The organism is Bacillus sp. FSL K6-1366 (genome assembly GCF_037976695.1).
Lineage (GTDB): Bacteria > Bacillota > Bacilli > Bacillales > Bacillaceae > Bacillus > Bacillus subtilis.
In genome coordinates, this window is the sequence record NZ_CP150268.1 from 3,183,684 (window position 1) to 3,199,870 (window position 16,187).

14 protein-coding genes are annotated in these 16,187 nt (G+C 43.9%); 7 read left to right on the forward strand and 7 right to left on the reverse strand.

Features of this window, described 5'->3' with window-relative positions; genetic code table 11:
* Positions 1–33: 33 nt before the first annotated feature.
* Positions 34–1,692 (reverse strand): mechanosensitive ion channel, encoded by a 1,659-nt coding sequence (locus MHI44_RS16655; protein WP_072592518.1) that lies wholly within the window; start codon positions 1,690–1,692, stop codon positions 34–36.
* A 30-nt stretch (positions 1,693–1,722) separates the two neighbouring features.
* On the opposite strand from MHI44_RS16655, the gene spoVR reads away from it, so the two are divergent.
* Positions 1,723–3,129, forward strand: coding sequence for a stage V sporulation protein SpoVR (gene spoVR / locus MHI44_RS16660; protein WP_014479295.1), 1,407 nt, complete (start codon positions 1,723–1,725; stop codon positions 3,127–3,129).
* A gap of 29 nt (positions 3,130–3,158) precedes the next feature.
* On the opposite strand, the gene phoA is transcribed toward spoVR, so the two are convergent.
* Positions 3,159–4,544: an alkaline phosphatase PhoA gene (phoA, locus tag MHI44_RS16665; protein WP_339202459.1), complete on the reverse strand. Its 1,386-nt coding sequence runs from the start codon at positions 4,542–4,544 to the stop codon at positions 3,159–3,161.
* A gap of 530 nt (positions 4,545–5,074) precedes the next feature.
* On the opposite strand from phoA, the gene lytE reads away from it, so the two are divergent.
* Positions 5,075–6,079: a peptidoglycan endopeptidase LytE gene (gene lytE / locus MHI44_RS16670; protein ID WP_072175834.1), complete on the forward strand. Its 1,005-nt coding sequence runs from the start codon at positions 5,075–5,077 to the stop codon at positions 6,077–6,079.
* A gap of 70 nt (positions 6,080–6,149) precedes the next feature.
* On the opposite strand, the gene citR is transcribed toward lytE, so the two are convergent.
* Entirely contained in the window at positions 6,150–7,025 is an 876-nt protein-coding gene (citR, locus tag MHI44_RS16675; protein WP_003233357.1) for a transcriptional regulator CitR, read from the reverse strand.
* A 108-nt stretch (positions 7,026–7,133) separates the two neighbouring features.
* Here citR and citA point away from each other — a divergent pair, with 108 nt between their 5' ends.
* The 4 genes from citA (at position 7,134) to MHI44_RS16695 (ending at position 12,298) form a co-directional block, all read left to right on the forward strand.
* A complete protein-coding gene (gene citA, locus MHI44_RS16680; protein ID WP_047182345.1) occupies positions 7,134–8,234 on the forward strand; it encodes a citrate synthase CitA in 1,101 nt (366 codons plus the stop codon).
* Positions 8,235–8,307: 73 nt separating this feature from the next.
* Positions 8,308–9,177, forward strand: coding sequence for an SDR family oxidoreductase (locus MHI44_RS16685; RefSeq protein WP_212060147.1), 870 nt, complete (start codon positions 8,308–8,310; stop codon positions 9,175–9,177).
* Positions 9,178–9,426: 249 nt separating this feature from the next.
* Complete coding sequence (gene bcaP, locus MHI44_RS16690) at positions 9,427–10,824, forward strand: branched-chain amino acid transporter BcaP (RefSeq protein WP_003245791.1); 1,398 nt, start codon at positions 9,427–9,429, stop codon at positions 10,822–10,824.
* Between the two features lie 118 nt (positions 10,825–10,942).
* Entirely contained in the window at positions 10,943–12,298 is a 1,356-nt protein-coding gene (locus MHI44_RS16695; protein ID WP_038427557.1) for a sodium-dependent transporter, read from the forward strand.
* Positions 12,299–12,332: 34 nt separating this feature from the next.
* Here MHI44_RS16695 and MHI44_RS16700 read toward each other — a convergent pair whose 3' ends face one another.
* The gene (locus MHI44_RS16700) at positions 12,333–13,742 is read right to left on the reverse strand and encodes a PLP-dependent aminotransferase family protein (RefSeq protein WP_167560067.1); all 1,410 of its coding nucleotides are present in this window, start codon (positions 13,740–13,742) and stop codon (positions 12,333–12,335) included.
* 109 nt (positions 13,743–13,851) lie between these two features.
* Between MHI44_RS16700 and MHI44_RS16705 the strand changes: the two genes are divergently transcribed.
* Entirely contained in the window at positions 13,852–14,280 is a 429-nt protein-coding gene (locus MHI44_RS16705) for a GNAT family N-acetyltransferase (RefSeq protein ID WP_088325500.1), read from the forward strand.
* A 31-nt stretch (positions 14,281–14,311) separates the two neighbouring features.
* Here the strand turns inward: MHI44_RS16705 and MHI44_RS16710 are convergent, their stop codons facing one another.
* Genes MHI44_RS16710 through sigM form a run of 3 tightly spaced genes read right to left on the reverse strand, consistent with a single transcriptional unit; the run spans position 14,312 to position 16,147 of the window.
* Positions 14,312–14,602 (reverse strand): anti-sigma-M factor, encoded by a 291-nt coding sequence (locus tag MHI44_RS16710; RefSeq protein ID WP_003233341.1) that lies wholly within the window; start codon positions 14,600–14,602, stop codon positions 14,312–14,314.
* Entirely contained in the window at positions 14,590–15,666 is a 1,077-nt protein-coding gene (locus MHI44_RS16715) for an anti-sigma factor (RefSeq protein ID WP_015252469.1), read from the reverse strand. The genes MHI44_RS16710 and MHI44_RS16715 overlap by 13 nt, the downstream gene beginning before the upstream one ends.
* Positions 15,656–16,147 (reverse strand): RNA polymerase sigma factor SigM, encoded by a 492-nt coding sequence (sigM, locus tag MHI44_RS16720; RefSeq protein WP_003224177.1) that lies wholly within the window; start codon positions 16,145–16,147, stop codon positions 15,656–15,658. The genes MHI44_RS16715 and sigM overlap by 11 nt, the downstream gene beginning before the upstream one ends.
* Positions 16,148–16,187: the final 40 nt, after the last annotated feature.

Here is a 16,187-nt window from a genome sequence, read left to right on the forward strand (position 1 = left end):
AAACATGCACCCAGCTGGGTGCATGTTTTTTGCTTACATGTCATTCGGCGGATTTTGGTTTTTACGGTTTTTTTCGATTTCTGTGTTTTGCATTTTGCGTTCAAATGTAGACAGATAACGTGATGCAAAATCCTTACCGCCAAGGCCGAAGGATAAACCGAAAGCGAGTGCGAAGCCGCTAAGAACGATGATGAACGCGGAATTGACGATTGTCGCAGCGACACCAAGCTGATCCAGGGCCATAAAGAAAGCAAGTGCGATAATCGTATATTTAGCAATAGGCGCTAAAGACTTGAATTCCTGGCCTTTTATCATGCTTGAGAGCACTTTTCTCACCAATTCTCCTGCGTAAAGGCCGAGTCCGAGAATGAATACTGCGACAAGGACATTCGGCAGATACGCGATGATACCAGTGGCAATTTCTACGAGGAAGTGCAGCCGAACAATTTGAAGCGCCTCAGCTGTAAAGAGCAGAATGACAATGATTTGCGCAATCATACCGACAACTTGAGACAAGGACAGCTTTGCAGGCGTTCCGGCTTCCATGCCCATTTTCCCTAAGACAGAATCAAAGCCTGCGCGATGGAGCAGTCCGGACACCATGGATTTCACCCATTTTCCTGCCCAGATACCTGCTAAAACAAGCACGATGGCAATCATGATGTTCGGAAGCATGTTTAAAATCGTATTCAGCATAGAGACAGCCGGTTTTGAAATGCCGGCGACATCCAGCTGATCAAGCGCTGAAATGACCACCGGAATCATAATCAGCACATAAGCGATTGTTCCGATGACTGCTGAAAGGCTTGTATCTTTTAAGTAAATTGATAAACCCATACGTGCCGCGAATCTTTCCGTGCCGATGCTTGCAAGGAAATTCGTAATGATATCACGGACAAGGCGGGCAACAAGCCATCCGATTAATACGATAAGCGCCGCTGCAAATAATTTCGGCAGAAAAGCGAGCACGCTTTCCATCATATTTGTAAAAGGACCTGAAATGCCGCTGATTTTCAAAGAAGATAAGACCCCTGGCAGAAAAACAAGCAGCACGAGATAAAAGACAATTTGTGAAGCGGTATTGACAGCCTGGTGAATATCTTTTCCTTCAGACACCAAATTCCACTTGCGCAGTTTGTCACTCGTGTTCAGCTTCATCCCGATTTTTTTGACAAGGAAGCTCAAAACAGAGGCTGCAGCCCATCCTAACAGCAGAATGAGTCCGGCTTTCAGCACGCTTGGGATCGCAGCTGCAATCGCCGAAAGCATACTGACAAACGGCGATGCCACTGTTGTCAGGTGCAAAATGTTAAAGAATAAAATAAAGACGATGATCAGTGCGATAAAATAAACGACCTTGCTTATGACTTTTTCCGAGGAATAGCGTGAAGGCTTTTTCCCAGCAAAGAGCTTGTCGTCGATTTTTGTTTTGCTGAGTCCTTTGTATACCGCTTTTTCAATGATTTTAGCAATAGCCCAGCCGATTAATAAGACGAGTAAAGCAATGATTACGTTTGGCAGCTTACTGAGATAAGAAGAAAACACGTCTGCTACATTCAATTGGTATCGCTCCTTTTTCGTAGTATGGTGTGTGTTTACCCACTTATCCAATAAGCAAACAGATGAATGTGCCGGGGGAATTTTTTCTTGCCCGAGTGAGACTATCATCTTTTGTCTGGCGGGCTCATACATTATAGATAAGTCCAAGTAGGGGGGATTCGGTTGAACGCGGAGGAGAAGAAGGGATTACAGCGGGCAATTGAGGAAATTACCGAAATTGCAAAAGGATTCGGCCTTGATTTCTACCCGATGAGATATGAAATCTGCCCGGCTGAAATTATTTATACATTTGGCGCGTACGGGATGCCGACAAGATTCAGCCACTGGAGCTTCGGCAAGCAGTTTCACAAGATGAAGCTGCACTATGATCTAGGGTTAAGTAAGATCTATGAGCTGGTCATTAACTCAGATCCATGCTACGCTTTTTTGCTGGACAGCAACTCACTGATCCAAAATAAATTGATTGTCGCACACGTTCTTGCTCATTGCGATTTCTTCAAAAACAACTGCCGTTTCCAAAACACGAAGCGCGATATGGTGGAAAGCATGGCGGCAACAGCTGAACGGATAAAACACTATGAACAGGTTCACGGGATAAAAGAAGTCGAATCTTTTTTAGATGCAATCCTTTCGATTCAGGAGCATATCGATCCGTCGTTGGTCCGACCAAAGCTCCAATGGAGTGTGGATGATGAGGAAGAGGAGATTGAAGAGGCAGCCACGCCTTACGATGATCTATGGTCATTGGATGAAAAGAAACCGAAAAAACAAGTGAAAAAATCGAAAAAACCGTTCCCGCCGCGGCCTGAAAAAGATATCCTGCTTTTTATCGAGGAGCATTCCCGGGAGCTTGAGCCATGGCAGCGTGATATATTAACGATGATGAGAGAGGAAATGCTTTATTTCTGGCCTCAGCTGGAAACCAAGATTATGAATGAGGGCTGGGCTTCCTATTGGCACCAGCGAATTATACGTGAGCTTGATTTAACCTCTGATGAAGCGATCGAGTTCGCCAAGCTGAATGCAGGTGTCGTTCAGCCGTCCAAAACAGGTATTAATCCTTATTATTTAGGGCTAAAAATATTTGAAGACATTGAGGAGAGGTACAACAACCCGACGGAGGAAATGAAGAAAATGGGCGTGCAGCCTGACTCCGGCCGGGAGAAAATGTTTGAGGTCAGGGAGATTGAATCCGATATCTCTTTCATCCGCAATTATTTAACCAAAGAATTAGTCATGCGCGAGGATCTTTATTTGTTTCAAAAACAGGGCCGAGATTATAAAATCATCGATAAACAGTGGAAGTCGGTGCGCGACCAGCTCGTAAGCATGCGGGTAAATGGCGGTTTTCCATATTTGACAGTAAACGACGGCGATTATATGAAAAATAACGAGCTCTATATTAAGCATTGGTATGAAGGAATAGAGTTAGATTTGAAATATTTGGAGAAAGTGCTCCCTTATTTATTCCAGCTTTGGGGAAGAAGCGTGCACATTGAGTCTGTGCTTGAGGATAAGGAAGTCATGTTTTCGTACGACGGAAAAGGTGTTCACCGCAGATATTTATAAAAAAGAGGATGCAGCGTTCTGCATCCTTTTTATTTTCCAGTTTTTAAAATCTTAAATATGATGTTTGCCTGGTCCGTATTGTTAATCAATCCGCGGAATTTTTCTTTTCCGGGGCCGTACGCGTATACCGGTGCTTCTTCGCCGGTATGATCGGTACTCGTCCATCCGCTGTTGGAGCGAGTATTAAAAATCTTGATGATGGCTTTGTAGGCCCCTTTGCTTTTGTCAGCCTGTGCAGCTGCTTCAACGCTTTTGATTTCTTCAGATGTGACTTTCAGATTGCCATAGCGGGCGAGTACATCTTTAACCGGCTTGCCTTCACTGATTTTTTTGGCCATGAATTCAGGTGTTTTCTTAGCGGAGAGAATCGGTTCTGCGTGCCAATTCTTTTCCCCGTTTGCGCCAATGGTAAAGCCGCCGGTTGTATGGTCAGCAGTTGCAATCACAAGTGTATGTTTGTCTTTTTTCGCAAATTCAATCGCGGCTTTATAGGCCTGTTCAAAATCTTTAACCTCGCTCATGGCTCCTACTGTATCATTGTCATGGGCCGCCCAGTCAATCTGGCTCCCTTCGACCATCAAGAAAAATCCTTTTTTATTTTGGTTCAGGCGATCAATTGCTGAAACCGTCATGTCTTTGAGAGACGGTGTTTTGCTGTCACGGTCGAGCGCCTTAGCAAGCCCTCCCTCTGCGAAAAGCCCGAGCACCTGCTGATCTTTATTTTTCTTCAATGCTTGTTTAGTTGTCACATAGCTGTAGCCGGCTTGTTTGAATTCCTTTGTCAAGTTTCTGTCCTTGCGGTTAAAATACGATTTTCCGCCGCCGAGCAGCACGTCTATTTTAAGTTTGCCTTTTATTTTGTCATCCATATAGCTGTTGGCGATTTGGTCCATGTTTTTCCGTGATTCATTGTGGGCGCCATATGCGGCTGGAGTGGCGTGGTTAATTTCAGACGTAGCGACAAGCCCTGTTGACTTGCCTTGCTGTTTGGCCTCTTCAAGTACAGATTTCACTTTTTTTCCGTTTTTATCGACGCCAATTGCATTGTTATATGTCTTAACGCCTGTTGCTAATGCTGTTCCGGCTGCTGCTGAATCTGTAATATTATAGTCAGGGTCATCCGGATGCGTCATCATCATGCCTGTCAGGTTCCGGTCAAATTCTGTTAACTTCGGGTTATTCGGTGTGTCACCGTTATTTTTCATGGAACGGTAGGCTCTTATGTAAGGCGTCCCCATGCCGTCGCCTATCATCACAATGACATTTCTGATCTCAGCTTTGTCTTGTTTTTTGGCGCTGGCCTTTTCTGTTTGCTGCAGCTCAGCTCCGGCAAAGACTCCAGCTGTAAGGACAGAAACAGCGGCGATTGGCAGAAGTTTTGATTTCATATTTTGAAACAAACTCATTTTTTTCATGCCTCCTTTAATGTATTCCGTTTATCATGTTAGGGAAATTTTGTTAAATGCGGCTGTTGATCATGTAAACAATAAGTAAAGCCTTGTAAGGAAATAAAAAAACGCTTTTCGTTATCTTGCCTTATTTGATGTAAAGCATTCATTTTTCAGAAAAATCTTTACCTCTCTGTCTTTGCATGATATGTTTGTTTAAATAAAAAAACTGCGGATAACCGCAGCTCTCCTCGAATATTCTTTATCACTCATTTTTCAGGTATGTGAGCCGACCCCGAAAGTTTTTCATTTATTTCCTTTATGTTGAAAAACATCCCATAAAACATGACAAAAGCACTCGTTTTTTGTCACCTTTGCAACGAAAATGAAATATTTAATACCCTTAAAAACTTTTTTTTAGAACGAATAATTAAGAAATTTGTCACATGAAGTCAAGACTATTTCTGATGGGAATCTATCCTTATAATAGAAATCAATAAGATTAATTAAAAAAAGAGATACATATATAGAGAGAGTTAACATTTGGGGAGGAAAATATGAAAAAGCAAATCATTACAGCTACGACAGCAGTTGTTTTAGGATCGACGTTATTTGCAGGAGCGGCATCTGCACAAAGCATTAAGGTGAAAAAAGGCGACACGTTATGGGATCTTTCAAGAAAATACGACACAACGATCAGTAAAATTAAATCAGAGAACCACCTTCGTTCAGACATTATTTATGTGGGACAAACTTTATCGATTAACGGCAAATCTACAAGTTCAAAAAGCAGCAGTTCTTCTTCCTCTTCTTCTACATACAAAGTAAAGAGCGGGGACAGCCTTTGGAAAATTTCAAAAAAATACGGCATGACAATCAATGAACTGAAGAAGCTGAATGGCTTAAAATCAGATTTGCTTCGTGTTGGACAAGTCCTGAAACTGAAAGGTTCAACTAGTTCAAGCAGCTCCAGCTCATCAAAAGTGTCATCGTCTTCAACTTCTACTTATAAAGTGAAGAGCGGAGACAGCCTTTCTAAAATTGCGAGCAAATACGGCACTACGGTTAGCAAATTAAAAAGCTTAAACGGCTTAAAATCAGATGTAATCTATGTCAACCAAGTATTGAAGGTGAAAGGAACAAGCACAAGCAGCTCAAAACCTGCTTCATCTTCATCGTCTTCAAGCAGCAAAACGTCATCTACATCACTTAATGTGAGCAAGCTGGTTTCTGATGCAAAAGCGTTAGTCGGAACGCCATATAAATGGGGCGGAACGACAACTTCCGGCTTTGACTGCAGCGGATTCATTTGGTACGTACTGAATAAACAAACAAGTGTGGGCAGAACAAGCACTGCAGGATACTGGAGTTCTATGAAGAGCATTGCCAGCCCGTCTGTTGGTGATTTCGTCTTCTTCACAACATATAAATCCGGCCCTTCTCACATGGGGATTTACATTGGAAACAACAATTTCATTCATGCAGGATCTGACGGCGTACAAATCAGCAGCCTGAACAACAGCTACTGGAAGCCTCGTTACCTCGGTGCGAAAAGATTCTAATTTTTAGAGAAAACCCGTTCATTGGAACGGGTTTTTTTCATTAGACGGAGCACAGGCGTTTTGGTTGCTCCTAAAAATGAAAATGTGATAAAAAATCCAAGAATTTTTTTTCTTTCTTATTTTCATAAAGGGCAATCGCGTAAGCGCCGGCATAGGGCAGCTGTACAGACTGATAAGGAATTCTGATCATCTGTTTCTCTGCTAATTCACGCTTTACTGTAGATAAAGGCAGAAATGAAACTCCGAGTCCTTCCTTGATAAACCGTTTCGTTATATGTGTTTGAGTGACCTTCATTGTTCTCACAAATGGAAAAGTCATTCTGACTTGACGGAGCAAGTCGTCCCAGTAATCAGGATGATTGTGGGTCAAAAGCAGGTATTGTTCGAGCACCTCTTTGGCATCAATTTCGTTGTCTTCTATGAAACGCTTATCGGGCGGGGCAACAAGGACGACAGGGTCTTTGTATAAGCAGTGGCAGCTTAAAGAAGAAGACTGTACCTTTAAACAGCTTAGTCCGATATCTGCTTCCCCGGCTTTAATCAGTGACGCGATTTCCGCTGATTCGAAAATCGTAACCGCCATTTCTGTTTCCGTATTCATTGCTGTGTACCGCTTCATGACAGAAGGAAGCACAGTATCTGCAATAAGCGGAGAAACCGCGAGCTGTAAGGTTTGAGAGTAGCCTTGTCTCACTCTGTGAAGCTCTGCCATGCTGTTTTCATAATCATCAAGAAGCCTGAGCGCATACGGCAAATACGCCCTGCCTTCATCAGTCAGCTGGATTTGCCTGCCTTTACGCTCGAACAGCTTGCAGCTGATTTCTTTTTCTAATTGCTTGATATGTACGGTCACAGTGGGCTGAGATAAGAAAAGTGTTTCCGCCGTTTTTCGGAAGTTCTCATATTTTGCAGCGGTCACAAAGGTGTGAAGCCATTTGAAATCCATTTCTATTCTCCCTCTGATTAATATTTTTAATTAATTCCCTTTAAAATATTCATTATTTTTTAAATATTATATTTACTATAATAACAGAAAAGGATAGGGGGAATACAAATGGTACATTACGGATTAAAGGGAATTACATGTGTAGAAACATCCATCAGCCATATTGATGGTGAAAAAGGGCGTCTGATTTACAGAGGACATCATGCAAAAGACATCGCACTGAATCACAGCTTTGAAGAAGCGGCTTATTTGATTTTATTTGGTAAACTGCCTTCAACTGAAGAATTGCAGGTATTTAAAGATAAGCTGGCTGCGGAACGGAATCTTCCGGAACATATTGAGCGCTTGATTCAATCACTGCCAAACAACATGGACGATATGTCGGTGCTGAGAACGGTTGTTTCAGCATTGGGGGAAAATACGTACACATTCCATCCGAAAACAGAGGAAGCAATCCGGCTGATTGCAATCACGCCTTCTATCATTGCATACAGAAAAAGATGGACGCGCGGTGAACAAGCAATTGCACCTTCTTCCCAGTACGGACATGTCGAAAACTACTATTATATGCTCACAGGCGAACAGCCTTCAGAGGCAAAAAAGAAAGCGCTTGAAACCTATATGATTCTGGCCATGGAGCACGGCATGAACGCATCCACTTTTTCGGCACGAGTCACGTTATCAACAGAGAGTGATTTAGTGTCAGCCGTCACGGCTGCTCTCGGCACGATGAAAGGTCCGCTGCACGGAGGCGCTCCTTCTGCGGTGACAAAAATGCTTGAAGACATTGGAGAAAAAGAACATGCTGAAGCATATCTGAAAGAAAAACTCGAAAAAGGAGAGCGCTTGATGGGATTCGGCCACAGGGTGTACAAAACAAAAGACCCGCGGGCAGAAGCTTTGAGACAGAAAGCAGAACAGGTGGCCGGCAATGACCGTGATCTTGATCTTGCGCTGCATGTAGAAGCAGAAGCGATTCGTTTGCTAGAAATCTACAAACCGGGACGAAAGCTATACACAAATGTTGAATTTTACGCGGCTGCAGTGATGAAGGCCATCGATTTTGACGATGAATTGTTTACTCCGACCTTTTCAGCAAGCCGAATGGTAGGGTGGTGCGCCCATGTGCTGGAACAGGCAGAAAACAACATGATTTTCCGCCCGTCAGCGAAATATACCGGTGCCATTCCCGAGGAAGTTCTTTCATAACATATTTTGGCGTTTATTCATTTCTTTCATGTGGTAACGTTCAGTATCAACCACATGTCTAGGAGTGATGAATGTGAACCCAATGGACAGACAAACAGAAGGACAAGAACCGCAGCATCAGGACAGACAGCCGGGTATTGAGTCAAAAATGAATCCGCTGCCGCTGTCAGAGGACGAGGATTATCGAGGAAGCGGAAAACTGAAAGGAAAAGTCGCGATCATTACTGGAGGCGACAGCGGAATAGGTAGAGCAGCAGCTATTGCCTTTGCTAAAGAGGGGGCTGATATCTCCATTCTATACTTAGACGAGCATTCGGACGCAGAGGAAACACGCAAACGGATCGAAAAGGAGAATGTCCGCTGCCTGCTTATCCCGGGAGATGTCGGGGACGAGAACCATTGTGAACAAGCTGTGCAGCAAACAGTGGACCATTTTGGTAAACTCGATATCTTAGTGAACAACGCCGCTGAACAGCATCCCCAGGACAGCATTCTCAATATTTCAACAGAACAGCTGGAAAAAACCTATCGCACAAATATTTTTTCCATGTTTCATATGACGAAGAAAGCTTTGCCTCACCTGCAAGAGGGGAGTGCCATTATTAATACGACATCGATTACCGCTTATGAAGGGGATACGGCGTTAATTGATTATTCCAGCACAAAGGGTGCGATTGTTTCCTTTACGCGTTCCATGGCGAAGTCGCTCGCAGATAAAGGCATCAGAGTGAATGCGGTGGCGCCCGGTCCGATTTGGACACCGCTTATTCCGGCGACATTCCCTAAGGAAAAAGTGAAACAGCACGGCTTGGATACCCCAATGGGAAGACCGGGACAGCCGGTTGAGCATGCAGGCGCCTATGTTCTGCTGGCGTCTGACGAATCTTCCTATATGACAGGGCAGACCATTCATGTGAATGGCGGCCGTTTTATTTCAACGTGATCAACGAAAAACCAGCTCCAGAGCTGGTTTTTTTGTGTGATGAAAAATTTCAAAATAAAAAATTTGTCGATTTTTCTAACAATTTTGTTTTCATTTTTGCAATTTTATATATAATATTGAGTAGGAGAAAGGAATGATTCGCGACCAGTACAAATATAGTAGAAAAAAAGAAAAATGACCATTGTTACTCATGAATTCAGAAAATTCAAATAAAATATATAAAAATAGATGATCGGGAGTTGAAGGGGAATGAAAGGGAGCGTTTTTAGGAAGAAAAGCATTCAGGATTTAATCGCTGCGACGAGCGGGGAAAAGTCTTTAAAAAGAGAATTAGGGGCATTTGATTTAACGTTGCTTGGAATCGGCGCCATTATTGGCACAGGGATTTTTGTTCTGACGGGAACAGGCGCAGTCACGGCCGGTCCCGGGCTGACGATTTCATTTGTTGTGGCGGCGTTGGCTTGTTTATTCGCCGCCCTGTCTTACGCGGAATTTGCGTCAAGTGTGCCTGTTTCAGGTTCGGTGTATACATTCACTTATGCGACATTGGGAGAGCTTATGGCCTTTATTATCGGGTGGGATTTAATTTTAGAATACATGCTGGCGGTAAGTGCAGTGTCGGTCGGCTGGTCTGGTTATTTCCAATCGTTTTTATCAGGGCTCGGCATTCATCTTCCGGTTGCTTTAACAGCGGCACCGGGCGCAGTGAAAGGCACCTTTACCCTGTTTAATCTTCCTGCATTCGTCATTGTAATGGCGATCACATATTTGCTTTATTTAGGCATCAAAGAATCAAAAAGAGTCAACAATATCATGGTTATCTTGAAGATACTGGTTGTTCTGCTGTTTATCGCGGTGGCAGCCGTTTACGTGAAGCCGCACAACTGGCAGCCGTTTATGCCAATGGGCTTTGGCGGCGTGTTCAGTGCAGCGGCGCTCGTATTCTTTGCTTTTATCGGATTTGACGCTGTATCCTCTGCTGCGGAAGAAACGAAAAATCCCGCGAAGGATCTGCCTAAAGGCATTATTTTCTCTTTACTGGTCTGCACGATTTTATATGTCACCGTATCAGCCATCATGACTGGGGTTATCCCGTTTGCTCAATTTGCGGGTGTGGATCATCCGGTTTCTCTTGTTCTTCAAAGCGCAGGGCAAAATTGGGTGGCAGGCATCATTGATATTGGCGCCGTGCTGGGAATGACAACAGTTATGCTCGTGATGCTTTACGGGCAGACCCGCGTCATGTTTGCCATGTCGCGTGACGGACTTGTGCCGGGTTCACTTTCTAAAGTGCATCCAAAGCACAAAACACCTTATGTAGCCACTTGGTTTTTCGGAACGATGTCGGCGCTTCTCGGCTCACTTGTTCCGCTGGATGAACTTGCAAAGCTGGTAAACATCGGGACGTTGTCGGCATTTGTCCTGATTTCTGTGGCAGTTATCGTTTTGAGAAAGAAACAGCCTGATCTTCCGAGAGCTTTTAAATGCCCGGGAGTTCCCGTGATCCCAGGCCTGGCGATTCTGTTCTGCCTGTTCTTGATTTTAAATCTGGGATGGGTGACGATTGTCCGCTTCCTAGTGTGGCTGTTAATCGGCTTGGTAATCTATTTTCTGTATTCAAGAAAGCATTCAAAATTAAATCAATAACCTTTTGATAAAGAGAGCGTCCATACAGGCCGCTCTCTTTTCTGTTCTTGGCAAATGAATCTATAGAAATGAAGACAAAAATAGGAGATAATATAGGCTGGAAAGGAAGTGACGTTTATTGTCTGAGCAAAAACCAGTCCAATGGGCTTCGAAAATTGGTTTCGTCATGGCAGCGGCCGGCTCGGCTATCGGCTTGGGCGCGATTTGGAAATTCCCTTACGTAGCGGGGACCAATGGGGGAGGAGCCTTTTTTCTTATCTTCGTGTTATTTACCATCCTCTTAGGCTATCCGCTTTTGGTGGGGGAATTTATTTTTGGAAGACGGAACCAGACGAATGCCATTGATGCATATAAAAAAGAAGCGCCGCGATCAGCTTGGTTTCTTACGGGGTGGATCGGCGTAGCCGCGTGTTTCTTAGTGCTGTCGTTTTACAGTGTAATTGGGGGATGGATTTTGCTGTATATCGTAAAAACGGCGTCAGGCTCACTGTCCGGGCTTTCTCAAGCACAGTATGGCGCTCTTTTTGCTTCTATTATCCAAAATCCGGTGCAGACGCTCGCGGCTCAGCTTGTCTTTATGGCACTGACTGTACTCGTTGTCGCAAGAGGGGTTCAAAAAGGGATTGAACGGGTAAGCGCGGTGATGATGCCGATTTTGTTTTTATTGTTTATTCTGCTCGTTCTTCGGTCTCTTACGCTTAATGGTGCAATGGAAGGCGTAAAGTTTCTGCTTGTGCCTCATTTCGGGGATCTGACTCCGGAATCCATATTATTCGCGCTGGGACAGGCCTTCTTTACGTTAACACTGGGGGTTTCGGTGATGGTGACCTACAGCTCCTATTTGCCGAAAACACAAAATATCCCTCGTTCGGCAGCCTCCATTGTCTTGATGAATATCATTGTGACACTCTTGGCAGGTTTGGCTATTTTTCCGGCGGTTTTCTCATTCGGTTTTCAGCCAAATGAAGGACCGACACTGCTGTTTACAGTGCTTCCGGCCGTTTTTGAACAGCTTCCGTTCGGCACGTTGTTTTTTATCGGCTTTCTCGTTGCATTTTTATTTGCAGCCTTAACCTCAGCATTTTCGATGGTTGAAATTATCGTTGCCACAATCGGAAAAGGGGACGAAAAGAAGAGAAAAAAACTGTCATGGACGAGCGGGCTTTTGATCTTTTTGGTCGGAATCCCATGCTGCTTGTCTTATGGCGTTTTGAGTGATGTGCACCTATTTGGCAAAACATTTTTTGATATTGCCGACTTTACCGTCAGCAATGTTTTGATGCCTTCAGGCGCTCTGTTAATTTCTCTATTTATCCCGCTTAAAATTTCGAAAAGCGAACTCTTGGCTGAAATGCGAGATGGATCAAATGCAGGTAAAGCATTCTTTTACACATGGTTTTATTTGCTTCGTTTTATCGTGCCGCTTGCCATTATTATCGTGTTCTTAAATTTAATCGGAATTTTATCATTTTAAAAAACAGGCTCCGTTTCCGGGGCCTGTTTTTTATTTAATAAGATGATATCAACGGTGCCCATGCCGTTTTCAGTTTTTGGATGCCGAGCCTGATGTCCTCTTCTGACAAACCGCCATAACCGATTAAGACAGAAGCAAAAGGCGTCTGTTCTTTATATGAGGGAGACACGGGATAGATGGTTACACCGTGGTCTGCGGCTGCTTGTATTGCTTCTTCCTCACTTGCTGGAAACAAAAGGCGCAGCAGGATGTGAAGCCCCGAGTTCTTACCGAGAATCTCAACGGTGTTACCCAGTTCAGAGCGGATGGCTTCTAACAGGATAGCGTGTTTTTTTCGGTATAAGCTTCTCATTCTATTTATGTGTTTCTGCCACTCTCCGGTTTCGATGAAGTCTGCCAGTGCCAATTGCGAGTGGGCAGAAACGGTCTGCTTCATTAACTGAGCATTGCTTTTGATCGGTTCCATGAGTTCAGGGGGCACAATCATGAAGCTGAGCCGCAAGGAAGGCAGAAGTGACTTTGAAAAAGTGCCCAGATATATGACTCTGCCATTCGGATCAAGACCCTGTAAAGACGGAATGGGATGGCCGCTGTAGCGAAATTCTCCATCGTAATCATCTTCTATAATGAATGAATTTGTTTCTGCCGCCCATGCCAGCAGCTCCTGTCTGCGGGTAATCGTCATAATGGTCCCAATCGGAAACTGATGCGAAGGAGTCGTATACATGAGATAAGGATTCTGACGGTAGAGCTCATCCGGCAGGACGCCTTCTGCATCAGAACAAATCGGAGTGACATCCATGTGATTTGCTTCAAACATCCTTCTTGAACGGTGAAAGCCTGGTTCTTCAAAACCGATTTTTGTACCTGGCTTTAGCGAAAGGCAAAGAATTTGCAGAAGCACGGTGGTTCCTGCGCCGATGATAATCTGGCCGGGCTCGCAATTTACTCCCCGAGACAGCCTGACGAATCGGGCAATCATGTGTCTGAGTTCGTATTCTCCTTGAGGGTCGCCAGAGGTGTGAAACAATCCGGAATAGCGCTCAAGACTTTTTACTATGCTTTTTCTCCATGCGTTAAAGGGAAAGAGGGTCGGATCAACGCTGCCCTGATGGAAGTCAATAGCAGGTGCGTTCTTTTCAAGTAATCCCGGCTGTGCAGACTGATGAAAATGGTCAGGGGCTGTCGGGAAGCCTGGTTCTACTTCCGCCGCGAACCAGCCGATTTTTGGCTTGCTTTTGACATAGCCCTCAGCAGTTAATTGCTCGTAAGCTCGTTCTATAGTTGCCGTGCTGACATCGAGCAAGCTGGAAAGCCTGCGTTTTGACGGAAGTCTTGTTCCCTTTGTGATTCGCGCATGTGAAATTTCTTGTTTAAAAAAGGTATAAAGCTGCTCATACAGCGGTGTTTTGCTCTTTTTATCAAGAAACGGCGTGATATCCATCTCGTGGCTCCTTTGTAGCTGGCATGGTCATTTTTTCTGATATTGGCTATTTGGCAAATGCCATTTATTAGCTATGATCATTGTAACGAAAGGAAAGGGGATTGAGAAGATGATTCATATCAAACAATTAAACACGATAGAAGAATGGGCTGAGTCGTATCCGGTCATGGGTGAATTGAGAACAGAACTGGATATCGAGACATATCTACAAAGGCTTGAAGCTTGTGTGCAGAAAGAATCGTATATGCTGTTTGCCTTATATGAAGATACAGCAATCAGAGCGCTGTGCGGGGCTCTGCCGAGAGTTTCCATTCATAAAGGAGAGCACTTGTGGATTGCGGATCTTGTTACAACGGCACCTTGCCGATCAAAGGGATACGGCAAAATGCTTTTGGATTATGCCTCAGACTGGGCGAGAAAAGCCGGACTTGGTTTTGTCAGTCTTTCATCTGGCCTTCAGCGTAAAGACGCACATCGATTTTATACAGATAAAATGGGTTTTACTATAGAAAGTTATTTGTTCCAAAAACCGGTGTAATGAAAAAAAGACGCCTGAAAAGGCGTCTTTTTTAAAAGCCAAACTGTAAATTCGTATCTACAGATACAATGGTATACACACAAATAATCACAAAGAGATTAAGGATGACGCCGAGCAGGCCTGGACCTGTGCGCCCTCTCTTGATGAAGAGTTCAACAACGCCGAACGGAACGGCAGCCATGGCGAACGGAAGCATTTGATAGGAATAAAACGTGACGTTGCTGATAATGGCCAAATTCAGCAACAGCAGGGACAGAACCGCTGTCCCGACAGAGATCCAGCCGAATACATTGTGTTCTTTAAAAATTCTTACCAGTTCCATAATTCCACCTCGCCGACATTCGCTGATTTTACAGATTTATTTTTCAGCATGCGCTGGATTTCCTTGGTTGGCCCTGTAACGACCGAACCGTATACATTGACACCGTTTTTCTCTACATAATCTAATCGGTTATCTACATTCAGGTCTTTCCGTTTTGAAATGACCTGAGCCCATTTTTCGTGTTTGGACATGAATTTCAGGGCGTTGATAAACTGATCGCCATTCGACTTGCCTTTTGTATTAAGGGCGGCCAAGAACTTTGAATCCTTTCCAGGATAGCCAAGAGGTTCTGTGGAAGCTGTCTTATTTGTGTTTTTCTCTGTTTCGATTGCGTTCCACAAAAAGCTCACATCATAGCCTTTGAATTTGTTATACACGTCTTTTGTCGGATATGCACGGTCATATGAAAGGTAGACCTCTGATACCGTTCCTTCAGGCAATGTGCTTAACGTTTTTTCTGCTTTTGCGGTCGTTTGTTCAGACTTGTTTGAAGGATGTGTAAAGTAATGGCCGGTTTTATTCACTTCTAAGTCATAGTAGTTTACTGCCGGTGCTTTTACTTTGTTATAAAACATTTCAACCCGTTCATTCCCTACGGCAGCCGTCTTCGTGCCAATCTGCTTTTGCAGCGGGAATTCCGTATTCATTCCAAATAGCTTCACTTGGCTTTTCAGTCCGGAAGTATCAACAAGAACATTCGGCATGGTCAGGGCTACAGTGACCGCGGCAGTTTCCATAAACTCATTGCCGGTGCTGTGTTTTCCACCCATTCCGTAATAGAGGTAGCTTCCCAGCGTACAAAGCGGCAAAATCATCAATGTCGAAATGACGGCAAGCACAGAAATTCGCAAATAAGACTTGCGTTTGCCGTAGGCTAAAATCGCTTTTTGTTTTTCAGGACTGATGCTGAGATCCCAATCGTTATCGTCCTCGAGTTCGCTTTCAATCAGTTCCTGATATACTTCGAGCTTCTCAAGTTCTTCCTCAAATGCAGTCATTTCCTGGTCGCTCATTTCCCCATTTTTATATTGATCAAAACGCTTTTTAAATTCTTCATTCATCATTAACACCTCTATTATAAAGTGCTTTCAGCCGCTGTCTGGCACGAAATAAAACACTTTTAAAATTCGCCTCTGAAATATTCATAATATGGGATGCTTCTTTGTAGTTTAACTCTTTTAAATAATATAGCGTTAAGGCCTCCCGATAATTATCGGGGAGCTCGGACATATAACCAGTCAGCACTTCCTTTATCTCTACCTGATGGGCAGGACTTTGAACAGCATTTTGAAAGAGGCTTCCGATTAAGTCATCAGAAATGGTTACTTCTTTCTTATGCTTTCTGACGTAATCAATGAAGGCGTTTCGCGCCACTTGAAAAAGCCAGGGCTTTACTTTGCTGTGATCATAGGAGTGAATGTGTATGTATGCCCGCATAAAGGTTTCCTGCAGTAAGTCTTCAGCAAGATGCTTGTCTTTTGTCATGGAGAGCAGGAACCTGTAAACATCATTCATGTACATTTGGTAAATTTCATCGATCGTCACTGCCTTTTCTCCCCTCTATGTTATACACGCATAAGAAAGG

Excerpts from the sequence above, each read along its gene's own strand:
- MHI44_RS16715 (WP_015252469.1), bottom strand. The coding sequence starts at position 15,666 with ATGATGAATGAAGAATTTAAAAAGCGTTTTGATCAATATAAAAATGGG.
- bcaP (WP_003245791.1), top strand. The coding sequence starts at position 9,427 with ATGAAAGGGAGCGTTTTTAGGAAGAAAAGCATTCAGGATTTAATCGCT.
- lytE (WP_072175834.1), top strand. The coding sequence starts at position 5,075 with ATGAAAAAGCAAATCATTACAGCTACGACAGCAGTTGTTTTAGGATCG.
- MHI44_RS16710 (WP_003233341.1), bottom strand. The coding sequence starts at position 14,602 with ATGGAACTGGTAAGAATTTTTAAAGAACACAATGTATTCGGCTGGATC.
- citA (WP_047182345.1), top strand. The coding sequence starts at position 7,134 with ATGGTACATTACGGATTAAAGGGAATTACATGTGTAGAAACATCCATC.
- MHI44_RS16705 (WP_088325500.1), top strand. The coding sequence starts at position 13,852 with ATGATTCATATCAAACAATTAAACACGATAGAAGAATGGGCTGAGTCG.
- citR (WP_003233357.1), bottom strand. The coding sequence starts at position 7,025 with ATGGATTTCAAATGGCTTCACACCTTTGTGACCGCTGCAAAATATGAG.
- MHI44_RS16700 (WP_167560067.1), bottom strand. The coding sequence starts at position 13,742 with ATGGATATCACGCCGTTTCTTGATAAAAAGAGCAAAACACCGCTGTAT.
- phoA (WP_339202459.1), bottom strand. The coding sequence starts at position 4,544 with ATGAAAAAAATGAGTTTGTTTCAAAATATGAAATCAAAACTTCTGCCA.
- MHI44_RS16655 (WP_072592518.1), bottom strand. The coding sequence starts at position 1,692 with ATGTATGAGCCCGCCAGACAAAAGATGATAGTCTCACTCGGGCAAGAA.